This is a genomic window from Candidatus Limimorpha sp. (assembly GCF_056203535.1).
On the sequence record NZ_JBADWU010000094.1, the window covers coordinates 1 to 10714 of the forward strand.

Annotated in this window: 9 protein-coding genes and 1 pseudogene; 1 reads left to right on the forward strand and 9 read right to left on the reverse strand. The window is 45.3% G+C overall.

The window, feature by feature from the left end:
* A pseudogene (locus AC06MN_RS10945) lies at nt 1-265 on the forward strand (hypothetical protein); the annotation flags it as partial.
* 49 nt (nt 266-314) lie between these two features.
* On the opposite strand, the gene AC06MN_RS10950 reads toward AC06MN_RS10945, so the two are convergent.
* From AC06MN_RS10950 to AC06MN_RS10990, 9 genes are all read right to left on the reverse strand, one after another.
* Nucleotides 315-908 (reverse strand): helix-turn-helix domain-containing protein, encoded by a 594-nt coding sequence (locus AC06MN_RS10950; protein ID WP_475672417.1) that lies wholly within the window; start codon nt 906-908, stop codon nt 315-317.
* Nucleotides 909-1185: 277 nt separating this feature from the next.
* Complete coding sequence (locus AC06MN_RS10955) at nt 1186-2541, reverse strand: UDP-N-acetylmuramate--L-alanine ligase (RefSeq protein WP_475672418.1); 1356 nt, start codon at nt 2539-2541, stop codon at nt 1186-1188.
* Nucleotides 2542-2664: 123 nt separating this feature from the next.
* Nucleotides 2665-4047: a phosphoglucosamine mutase gene (gene glmM, locus AC06MN_RS10960; RefSeq protein WP_475672419.1), complete on the reverse strand. Its 1383-nt coding sequence runs from the start codon at nt 4045-4047 to the stop codon at nt 2665-2667.
* A gap of 140 nt (nt 4048-4187) precedes the next feature.
* Nucleotides 4188-5306 (reverse strand): endonuclease/exonuclease/phosphatase family protein, encoded by a 1119-nt coding sequence (locus tag AC06MN_RS10965; protein ID WP_475672420.1) that lies wholly within the window; start codon nt 5304-5306, stop codon nt 4188-4190.
* Nucleotides 5307-5314: 8 nt separating this feature from the next.
* Nucleotides 5315-6229, reverse strand: a complete 915-nt coding sequence (locus AC06MN_RS10970; protein WP_475672421.1) for a rhomboid family intramembrane serine protease — start codon at nt 6227-6229, stop codon at nt 5315-5317.
* Nucleotides 6226-6915 (reverse strand): rhomboid family intramembrane serine protease, encoded by a 690-nt coding sequence (locus AC06MN_RS10975; protein WP_475672422.1) that lies wholly within the window; start codon nt 6913-6915, stop codon nt 6226-6228. Before AC06MN_RS10975 ends, AC06MN_RS10970 begins: the two co-directional genes overlap by 4 nt.
* A gap of 143 nt (nt 6916-7058) precedes the next feature.
* Nucleotides 7059-8879 (reverse strand): DNA mismatch repair endonuclease MutL, encoded by a 1821-nt coding sequence (mutL, locus tag AC06MN_RS10980; RefSeq protein ID WP_475672423.1) that lies wholly within the window; start codon nt 8877-8879, stop codon nt 7059-7061.
* Between the two features lie 4 nt (nt 8880-8883).
* Nucleotides 8884-9192, reverse strand: coding sequence for a hypothetical protein (locus AC06MN_RS10985; RefSeq protein WP_475672424.1), 309 nt, complete (start codon nt 9190-9192; stop codon nt 8884-8886).
* Between the two features lie 94 nt (nt 9193-9286).
* Nucleotides 9287-10531 carry a hypothetical protein gene (locus AC06MN_RS10990; RefSeq protein WP_475672425.1) on the reverse strand — a complete coding sequence of 415 codons (1245 nt, stop codon included), beginning with the start codon at nt 10529-10531 and terminating at the stop codon, nt 9287-9289.
* Between the last annotated feature and the right edge of the window lie 183 nt (nt 10532-10714).

Sequence of the window (10714 nt, forward strand, 5' to 3'; positions counted from 1 at the left end):
GGCCGTTGCAGTGGACTTCTACAACAACCGCCGTCCGCACATGAGCATCGGGATGATGACTCCCGCGCAGGCTTCGGAAACGACAGGCGACAGGGACATGAAATGGACAAGCCGCAGGCTGCTGGCAATAAAATCCAGGAACATGGCGGACATCACTGAAAAAGGTTTACCTTTGCAGCCTGTCAGTGGTCTCCTTCCGGCCTACGGCCTCCAGTCAACCACTGACAGGGATAAGGCTCGGATGGTAAACTCATTTCAGGATTAACAACAAAAAGTCAATTTATATCAGTATTAATCAGTAAAACCGAGTCAACCTAAATCAGGAAAACACACTGCCATCCGTAGGGGACGTAGCCTTCGGTGCAGACGTGGCTCTCGTCGGCGTAGTAGAGGTCTGTCTTCCCGTCATCAGCTTCTTTTTCAAGTTCTTGCAGCTTCCCGGCCTTGTACTCGTAGAGCTGCGGCGAGGGCTTCCCCCTTAGGCGTCTCCTTATACGCTTGTATCCTGCGCCAATGCCGATAAAAACACGCTTGAACGTCGACTCGCTGGCCTCCTTGCCGCTGACCCGCTGCCACGCCTCACGCGCCCTGTTCACACTCTGCCTGTCCTGCTCTATCGCACGGCGGACGGCCTCCTCGTCCGAGCAGTCCATTATCGGCTTGCGGCCTCTGCCGGGACGGGTCTCCAGCCCCTTGATGCCCTCCGCCTTGTATCTGGCCACCCAGCGGCTCACCGCCTTCAGGCCCATCTCCGTCCGTCCGCCGACCGCTTCCAAGGTCATGCCGCCGGCTCTCAAAAGCACCGCCAGACAGCGCATCCTGTAGCAGTGGCTTGATCCCTTCCTGTATCCCTTTTCTAACTCCTTGTGCTGTGCTTCGCTTAATTCCAATCGTGTCCTGTCTTTCATATCTTTCCCAATTTGTACTACGATAACGATGACACTAACTGTTTAGTATTAATTGGTCTTTATTTTTGAATAAGTACTTATCAACTGATCAAATCTGACTTACACACCTATTCGATGAGAAATCTGAAATGACTCATGTAAGATTCAAGTGATAGACAATGAATGAACTTCATCAAATCCAATCACTATCAACTTCACGAATGTTTGATGAATATTCAGCTGAGTCATGAATATACAAAATCTTAATAGATGATAAAAGTCTAAAAGTTTTCCATTGTCACGCATACAACGACCTTAGATCATCTGTAGTCAGTCCGTTGAAATCGCCGGAACTCATGAATGCGCTGATGATATTTTTCTTTGGCGATTCGGCAAGCAAAGCCATCAGTTCGGCCTTGTTGTGAACCACTTTCAAATCACTGCGGCCAAAGCCGGCAATGATTCTCTCATCGGGCATCAGTTCCAGTTTCTTGATGGCAACGGCATGAGGATCGTAGAAAACAATGGCTTGGTCGGCTGCGTTCAAGGCATCGCGATAATGGTCGATGAAAACCTCGCTCAAGCTGCTATAAGTGTGCAATTCGAACACGGCAAGCAGACGATGATTCGGAAACTGCTCGCGCAAAGCCTTGACCGATGCGTTAACCTTTGAAGGCGCATGAGCAAAATCGCGGAAAATGTAATTGCCATTACCTTCAAACAATAATTCCAGACGTCTTGCAGCACCCTTGAACGATGCAATGGCCTCAAAGAACTGAACATCGCTAACGCCCAACTGCTGGCAGACCAAACGCGCCGCGTTGATGTTTTTCATGTTGTGGCTACCAAAAACCCCAACCTCTCTCCTATTGCCGTCAGGCAAAATTAGCCTCGTTCTAAGACCTTCGTTTTCAAAAGGATGCACGCCATAGCCGTATGTCTTGACTTTTGCGCCTTGCGCTATCTTTTCAGCTTCGGCATCCGTGCCGTCGTAAATCAGGCAGCCGCCAGGTTCGATGGTCTTCACGAAAATGCGGAACTGTTCCAAATAGCAGTCGAAAGTCGGGAAAACATTGACATGATCCCAGCCAATGCCACTGATGACTGCAATATCAGGATGATAATGATGAAATTTCGGCACACGGTCGATGGGCGAAGTAAGATATTCGTCGCCTTCCATCACCATGTATTTTGCCGTTTCGCTCAGGCGCACCATGACATCGAAGCCTTCTATCTGAGCGCCCACCATGAAATCGGTCTCAATGCCGACCTGTTTCAGCACATGCAGAATCATGGATGTAATGGTCGTCTTGCCGTGGCTGCCGCCGATGACGATGCGCGTCTTGTCCTTGCTCTGTTCGTAGAGATATTCAGGATAAGAATAAACTTTCAGTCCAAGTTCCTGAGCGCGAACCAGTTCTGGGTTGTCGATGCGGGCATGCATACCCAGAATGACGGCATCATACGAATTGTCGAGTTTTTCGGGATACCAGCCCCATTTTTCGGGCAGAATGCCCTCGTTGGCGAGGCGCGATTTCGACGGCTCAAAGATTTCGTCGTCCGAACCAGTCACTTCATAACCCTTGCGGTGCAAGGCGATGGCAAGGTTGTGCATGGCACTGCCGCCTATGGCGATAAAATGAACTTTTTTCATTGCGGTAAGTATTGCTTTCTAAATCTTGTATTTACCCGTCCATTTGAACACGCAAACAATGATTTTTAATCAATTATTGATTTGATTTTGAAAGATTTCTTCGGTACAGACGTATCAAAAAAATCACACCATCTTCTTAGCCTCTTCCAGAATCATATTGGCGAAACGCTCGGCCTCGGCTTCGGTCTTGCCTTCGGAATAGATGCGGATGATAGGCTCGGTGTTCGATTTACGGAGGTGAACCCAACCTTCTTCGAAGTCAATCTTCACGCCATCGATGGTGGTGACTTTCTCGTTCTTGTATTTCTCAGCGAACTTGGCAAGGATGCCGTCGACATCAGTTGTCGGGGTGAGCTGAATCTTATTCTTCGACATCACATAGACAGGATAAGTCTTTTTCAGTTCGGAACATTTCACCTTCTTTTCGGCTAATTGCGTGAGGAACAGTGCCGTACCGACAAGGGCATCGCGGCCATAGTGGATTTCAGGATAAATGACACCGCCATTGCCTTCGCCACCGATGACAGCACCGACTTCCTTCATCTTCTCAACCACATTCACCTCGCCCACTGCCGCTGCATAATATTCGCAGCCGTGGTTGTGGGTCACATCGCGCAAAGCACGTGTCGATGAAAGGTTGGAGACCGTTGTGCCAGGCGTGTGTTTCAGAATGAAATCGGCGACGGAAACGAGTGTGTATTCCTCGCCAAACAATTCGCCATCCTCCTTGACGAATACAAGACGGTCGACATCAGGGTCGACGACGACACCGAAATCGCAGCCTTGTTCCTTGACAAAACGGCAGATGTCGGTGAGGTTCTGTGCCAAAGGTTCAGGTGTGTGGGCGAAGTTGCCGGTCGGCTCACAGTTGAGTTCAAGCACTTCCTTCACGCCCAAAGCACGCAACATCTTAGGAATGGCAATGCCACCCGTCGAATTGACGGCATCGACAGCGACCTTGAAATTGGCCTTGGCAATCACGTCCTTGTTGACCAAAGGCAGCTGGCAAACCATTTCAACATGCTTGTCCATCCAACCGTCAACTTGTTGATAAGTGCCGATTTTTCCGATTTCCACGAAATCGAAGTCATCTTTGGCGGCAACATCCAAAAGCCATGCACCTTCGGCGGCAGAAATAAATTCACCCTTGTTATTCAACAGTTTAAGGGCATTCCATTGTGCCGGATTGTGGCTTGCCGTGAGGATGATACCAGCATCGGCTTTCAGGCCTGTAACGGCGATTTCCGTAGTTGGTGTGGTGCTCAGACCGATGTCCAAGACATCAGCGCTCATGGCTTGCAAGGTGCCGCACACGATTTGATTGACGAAGAAACCCGACATGCGGGCATCGCGACCGACAACAACTTTCGGACGCTCCACGCCACCATGTTGAATGAACTTTACGAAAGCTGCGGTGAATTTCACCATGTCGATAGGTGTCAGGTTGTCGCCTGGCTGTCCGCCTATCGTTCCACGAATACCGGAAATTGATTTGATAAGTGTCATATTTTGTGTATTTTATAATTGTTCATTTTTTTGCTTCTGACATTTGGATCTTGGCTTCTGGCTCAATTATCAATAAATCAAAGATTTTGTTTTTCTCATTGTTTAAACGTGCCAGTAGCCAACTGCCAATGGCCAGTGTCCTACTTAACATCGAAATCCAAAATCACAGGATAATGATCCGAAGCCTTGAAACGCAACCGTTTGTATTTCACGGGCGTAACATCGTCATTAACCCACATATAATCTATTCTCAACAGAGGCAGGCGACCACCGTAAGTCGGCTTGATGCCTTGTCCCACTTTCACGAAACTATCCGAAAAACCTGCATTTTGCATTTGCTGGTAAGTGAACGAAAGCGGTGCATCGTTGAAATCGCCACACATGATAATCGGGCCATCGACATGCGGCATGGTTTCCAAGACCTCTTTCAGTTCGGCACTGCGGCGCTCGAAGGCAAATTTCAGCTTGCGAAATACCGATTTTCCAATCTCTTCAAGGTTTTCCTGCGATTTTGTCGACTCCATCAGCACATCAATTTCGTCGTCGGTAATCATATAAGAGAGCAAATGCACATCGGCGACATAGAACGTTCCTTTCTCGCCTGCATCTACTTTCACCATGATGCCGTAAGTGTTTTCCTTTCCAAATCCCGACTCTTCATCGACTTTCTGCAACGGATATTTCGAGAAGACGACATTACCGCCATAATTCCTTTTCAAATTGTAATAAACATGCTGGAAACCAGCCGTTTTTGCGAACTGCTCAATGCATTTCGGACGCGTCACACCTTTCTGATAGGATGCAAATTCCTGACAGCACAGCACATCGGGATTCAATTCCATGACCTTATTTATTATGGCTTGAGCAAAATCTTCGCTCGATGTCTTTTCATCGACATGACGGAAATTATGTACATTATAAGTCATTACACGGAAATCGCCCATGTCAGCGGTTTTCTTGCCAAAAGAATAGGATTTCATGAAACCCGGAATGGAGACAAGAAGTGCCAACACCGTAATCCAAACGACACGGGAACGCATCATAAGCAATGCAAAGAAAACCAGCAGATTGAAGATGAGAATCTCCCAAAAAGCCAAACCGAAAAACGAGGTCCACACGAAATGCTGTGGGTCGATATATGGATTCAACACGCTCAAGGCCATGGCAAACAAACCGATGAGCGCCAACAGGCCTAAGCCTGCGACTATCAGGCTTCCGAAAAAGCCTCTCCTTCTGCCAGTATTTTTATCGTTATACATGATATTTTCTATCGACTGTTCTTAAACAAAAATTCCTTTTCGTCCTGCGTGAGACTTGTGTAGCCGTTTTTGGCAATCTTATCCAAAATGGCATCCACATCACGTTCTTTTTCAGCTTGTTGCTGATTGTATTGCTCGTCGGAAACAGGACGTTTAGGTTCATCTTTAACGGTTTTATACCGAGTATATTTCATTCCATTGCGTTTCGGCAAACGGAAAATCTTGCCAAAATCGAAATCCTTGCGCATCAGGAAACCATAAAGGAAACCATACAAGGCACCGCCCAAATGTGCAATGTGTCCGCCTGGATTTTCAGCACTGATGCTGAGCAGGTCGATGACGACAAAAATTATGGCTAACCATTTGAATTTCAATCTTCCAAAAAGCAAAAGATTCAGTTCGTAGTCTGGTTTATAGGATGCCGCTGCAACTAAAATGGCCAACACTGAAGCCGAAGCGCCCATCACGAAAGAACTTTGCTTAACATCCTCAAAGACAGGGAAAACGTTGTAGGCCAGCACGAAAAACAATGCTCCGAACAATCCGCCGATAACGTAAGTCCAAATCAGTTTTTTATCGGAAAGGAAGCGCACGAAAATCATGCCGCCGAAATAGAGCATCCACACGTTGAAAAACAAATGCCAGAAACGCTCGTGCAGGAACATGTATGTAATTGCAGTCCAAGGCTTTGTAGCCAAGACTTGCAGACTTGAAGGCAATGCCATGAAACGCACTAAAATGTTGACACTCTCCGACTTGAAGAGCCAAGCCACCACGTTGACCATAGCCACCATAATCCAAATGCCGACATTGGCAATCAGCAAGTAATTCAACGCCGATTTCTGCGCAAAAAACACCTTCATCGTATCGCCGAAATTCGGACGGTTGTAGCCATATCCCCTATTGCCAAACATCGGATTCATGAGTAGAGGTTTCCTTTCTTTTTCCAATGGAGAATCAAAACCAGACCGAACAACATGCCGCCCAAATGCGCAAAGTGAGCGATATTGCCACCGCCAACGAAGCCACTGACCAATTCAATGATGGCATAGCCGATGACAAACCACTTGGCTTTCAGTGGAATAAAGAAATAAAGGTAAATCAAGGCATTCGGAAACATCATACCGAAAGCCAGAAGCAAACCGTAAATGGCTCCCGAAGCACCGACTGTGGTCATCAAGTTGAGGTATTGCGCCATCGGCATTCTGACTCCACTAAGATTAACATAATCGTATTCAGCCAGTTGAGTGGCATACTGAATGTATTGCACCAATTCCTGGCACAAGCCGGCACCAATGCCACATATCATGTAGAAAAGCAGGAATCGCTGCGAACCCCACATATTTTCGAGTGTGTTACCGAACATCCACAAGGCGAACATGTTGAAAAACAGGTGTTCAAAGTTGCCGTGCATGAACATGTAAGTGATGATTTGGTAAGGCTTGAAATCGGAGGCCATGAAAAAATGCAGTCCCAGAATGCTGTTCAAATCAATGTTGAAACGATTAAAAGTGAATGTTGCCAAAAACATCAGTACGTTGATAATCAACAGATTCTTAACGACTGTTGGCAGAATGGAAAATCCCGTTGGACTAAATTGTTGACTCATTTGCTGTTGAACTGTTGGGTATTTGTTTGTTGACTATTTGACTATTCGACTTGTGGACTATTAGACTGTTAGACAATTTGACATTTAGACTTTTAAATGGTTTGACTGTTAGACTTTTGAACAATTTTGAACTTTTTTATCCTTTAATTGAAACGCGACATAAGTTCATCGTTTGTAAGAATATAATACGTTTTTTTGCCATTGTGCGCAACTTCGGCCACATTGCAGGCAAACAACTGATCCACAAGGTGCTGCATCTCGGTTTCCGACAATGGTGTTTGCGGTTTCATGGAAAGTTGCGTTGCCATGGTCTTTGCCAGATTCAGTTTTCTATCCAATTGTAAATCAGTGCGGTTTATCTTATAATTCTCTAATATTTTCTCCAAAAGCGTCACGGCATCCGTCCCCGACGAATCGGCTGGCGTTCCGTTGATCATGAAGGTCGTCGGATTGGCTTGTTCCAAACGGAATCCTAGGTTTTCCAAATCGGGCATTAGTTCCTTTAACAACGAAGCGTCGTTTAAGTTCAGGCTAATGGGTTGCGGAAACAATTCCTGTTGCGAAATGCCACTGCTGTTTTCCAACTGTTTCTGGAATTTCTCAAACAGAATACGCATGTGCGCCAAATGCTGGTCGATGACCAAAACGCCTGATTTCACCGAAGTCAGTATATACGACTGATTCACTTGCATATACTGGCTCTTCGGTTGGGTTTCCTGCGGTGTTTTTTCTTCCGTTTGGTCTACCCTGTCGCCGTAAAGCAAACGCCAATCGCCCGTATTGCTGGGTCTTTCGGAATGGAAAGAACTGCCTTGGAACGATGGACGCGAATTACCGCTAACAGGCTGATTGAAAGGATTATAGTTTTCGTCAATGGAAATGGTTGGCTGCACGATGGAACGTCCCGATTTAACCACCTCGCCGAAATCGATGTTGGGATTGGGCGATTCTTCAAAATCAATCATCGGAGAAAGGTTGTGCTGCCCGATGGCTTTGCGTACCGCCGCATGCAAAATGGCATACACCAGCTTGACATCCAAGAAGTTGACTTCCGTTTTTGTCGGATGAATGTTGATGTCGATGTCGGCTGGGTCAACCTCGATATTGAGGAAATAGCCTGGAAAACTGTCCTTTGGAATCATTTCCAGATAGGCATTTTCGATGGCGTGATGCAGATAAGGATGCTTGATGAAACGGTTGTTGACGAAGAAATACTGCTCGCCGCGCGTCTTGCGGGCAAATTCCGCCTTGACGATATAGCCGTTGATGCGCACACGCTCGGTCTCCTGATTGACAGGCAACAGCTTTTCCTCATAATTATTGCCAAACAAGCCCATGATGCGTTGTTTCAGGTTGCCAGCATAAAGATGGTAGATTTCCTTGCCGTCGCTGTTGAGCGTGAAGGCGACTTGAGGATTCATCAAGGTCACGCGGGTAAACTCTTCGACGATATGGCGCATTTCCGCCGCCGTGGATTTCAAGAAGTTACGTCTTGCCGGAACATTGAAAAACAGGTTCTTAATGGTGAAAGTCGTGCCAACCGACATCGGAATCAAGGTCTGTTCCTTGATGATTGAACCTTCGTTGATGATTTTCGTGCCGACTTCATCTTCCTTGCGACGTGTCTTCAATTCCACTTGTGCGATGGCCGCGATGCTTGCCAAAGCCTCGCCACGGAAGCCCATGGTGCGGATGGAAAACAAATCCTCAGCCTTGCTGATTTTCGAGGTCGCATGACGCTCGAAACACAATCGCGCATCGGTCTCCGACATGCCACAGCCGTTGTCGATGACCATAATCAGCGATTTGCCAGCATCTTTCACAATCAAGTCGATTTGCGTTGCGCCAGCGTCCAAGGCGTTCTCCATCAGCTCTTTGACAGCCGATGCCGGACGCTGAATCACTTCGCCTGCCGCAATCTGGTTGGCTACACTATCGGGAAGTAACTTAATGATGTCCAACATATTATCACTTTCCCATCAGGCCGCTGACGATGTTCGTCAAGACTGGCGTACAGAACACAAAATAGAAAATGAAAACGATGACCGCGCCGAGGACGATACGACGGATGAGGCGGTTGCGGCGTTCGGCCGGTGTTTCTTCTTCATCCCTATTGCCCCATTTTGAGCGCATCTGCATACGCAGCTGCTCCTCGTGGCTCAAGTTTGCATCCAGACCTTTTTCGGCCTTTTTCTTTTCCCATTCTTCTTTTGCGGGATCATAATATCTTGGAATGTAGTTGAATTTCCTTGGTTGTTGTCTATAGAAGAATCCCATAGCATTAAATTATTAATTCGGCAAATTTAGGAATTTTTTGAATATGATGGATGATTGTTTCGGGACATAATGAATAATTTCAATCAAAGTTTCATTATTCATAATAACCAATCTTATACACCATGAAATAGTATTCTCTACTTGGTGAATCCGGCATCCATTGAATATGAGCGATGCAATTGCCTCTTTTGTCGAAGAAAAACCGGCTTTCGTGGTCAAATTCAAAATTTTCACCAATAAATCCTGCAAAATACGACCAATTGTCAGTATCTTTATAATATCTGCAAATCTTTTTATATGGAGGTGGGTATGAATCACCTATGTGTTCCTCTTCAATCATTCTACCCAATTCATCATAACGCTTTTTTGTTATGGAACCCGGATTCCTTTCACCCTTTTCAAAAGTCATAAGAATCTCTTCGGTCATAATTCCTTTTGCATTACGAGAGATAGTCTTCACAGACTTTGATTTTCTTTTTGTTTTTTGAAAAGTCCATGTGTAACCAGACTGAGAAACGACTTGCCCATCCGAGTCCGTCACCTGCCAAATGGTATCTTTCACTATGGGTTCATCTGCCCATTTTACCTTTAGGCATGTTTGTTTTATGATGCTATCATTCCTATCGTACTTATATTTCGTTTTCTTTTCCATAAGAGGCACATAAAGTCCCCATCCATATTCGCGTTCAAAAACGACATTTCCTCTTGAATCGTATTCATAGTATCCTTTGCTACATCCCAAATATTCTCTGTTGCCAAAACTTTCAGACCTGTGCAAAATGCCATTTTTATCGTATTCGTATTTCTTATGAATGAGAACAGAATCCATTTCGACATCTTTGTATAACTCTTTCACCAAATGTCCTTCCAAATCGAATTCCCATTCACGCATTCGGTTCTGATACTTTCTTTTTATAAGTCGTCCCGCTTCATCATATTTGAAAAAAACGGTATCTTTGGGCAAATTATTTTCTAAGATAATTCTCCATAAAATCCTGCCTGAATCATCATATTTATTTGCCAAGTACATATCGTGAAGTTTTGTATAATATCCTAACGAATCATATTCTTTACTAGTGGAATACTTCGTGTCTGATTCCGTCATAATGCTATCTGCAAAACGGAGCATCTTGTCCACATCAAATCCACACTGATAAAAGCGACTCATGAAATCGTCGTGATTGATAGAATCGCTAATGTCAAAATTGTAATCATATTCCTCAAAAGTCTTGACTTTGCCAATCAAATAATCATTTTCCCACCCCGATTTTTCCTGTCCAAATGAATATCCATTCAAGGCAAGCAGTACAAGCAGCAATATGTTTTGAATTCTTTTCATGAGTTTTTTCTGTATTAATCTGTAGGGGACTTCTATTTTTAGCATTTTTGCGCCATTCCTCTGAACTTCGTGAAGTCCGTTAGCCAAAATTCAAAGTGAACAACGCGGCAAAGATATAATTTTTATCTTCTATTTTCTAACTTTTTCATCATTATTTCATGGTGCGTGTGGGAGTAAATCATT

Excerpts from the sequence above, each read along its gene's own strand:
- AC06MN_RS10950 (WP_475672417.1), bottom strand. The coding sequence starts at position 908 with ATGAAAGACAGGACACGATTGGAATTAAGCGAAGCACAGCACAAGGAG.
- AC06MN_RS10955 (WP_475672418.1), bottom strand. The coding sequence starts at position 2,541 with ATGAAAAAAGTTCATTTTATCGCCATAGGCGGCAGTGCCATGCACAAC.
- glmM (WP_475672419.1), bottom strand. The coding sequence starts at position 4,047 with ATGACACTTATCAAATCAATTTCCGGTATTCGTGGAACGATAGGCGGA.
- AC06MN_RS10965 (WP_475672420.1), bottom strand. The coding sequence starts at position 5,306 with ATGTATAACGATAAAAATACTGGCAGAAGGAGAGGCTTTTTCGGAAGC.
- AC06MN_RS10970 (WP_475672421.1), bottom strand. The coding sequence starts at position 6,229 with ATGAATCCGATGTTTGGCAATAGGGGATATGGCTACAACCGTCCGAAT.
- AC06MN_RS10975 (WP_475672422.1), bottom strand. The coding sequence starts at position 6,915 with ATGAGTCAACAATTTAGTCCAACGGGATTTTCCATTCTGCCAACAGTC.
- mutL (WP_475672423.1), bottom strand. The coding sequence starts at position 8,879 with ATGTTGGACATCATTAAGTTACTTCCCGATAGTGTAGCCAACCAGATT.
- AC06MN_RS10985 (WP_475672424.1), bottom strand. The coding sequence starts at position 9,192 with ATGGGATTCTTCTATAGACAACAACCAAGGAAATTCAACTACATTCCA.
- AC06MN_RS10990 (WP_475672425.1), bottom strand. The coding sequence starts at position 10,531 with ATGAAAAGAATTCAAAACATATTGCTGCTTGTACTGCTTGCCTTGAAT.